General features: G+C 50.5%; 1 protein-coding gene. It reads left to right on the top strand.

Going from position 1 to position 305, the window contains the following annotated elements; translation table 11 throughout:
• The coding region (locus tag OW491_RS17935) for an Ig-like domain-containing protein (protein ID WP_290037260.1) at positions 1–305 on the top strand (305 nt) is incomplete at both ends.

Here is a 305-nt window from a genome sequence, read left to right as displayed (position 1 = left end):
ACCATTACTTATACCGTGAGCGATGGTAATGGCGGCACCTCAACGGCTACCGTAGCAGTAACCATTAATGCCGTGAATGACAACCCAACTACCACGGGCGAATCAGCGACCACGGATGAAGATACGCCCGTTACTGTGGATGTATTAGCTAACGACTCCGATGTTGACGGCGATACCTTGTCGGTTGATTCCGCTACTGCACCTAACGGCACGGTTGCGATCAACCCTGATGGCACCATCACTTATACACCAAACGCCGATTTTAATGGCTCAGATACCATCACCTATACCGTGAGCGATGGTAA

The sequence above is a fragment of the Neptunomonas sp. CHC150 genome (assembly GCF_030397555.1).
Classification (GTDB): domain Bacteria; phylum Pseudomonadota; class Gammaproteobacteria; order Pseudomonadales; family Balneatricaceae; genus Neptunomonas; species Neptunomonas phycophila.
This window is presented reverse-complemented; position numbering and strand designations above follow the sequence as displayed.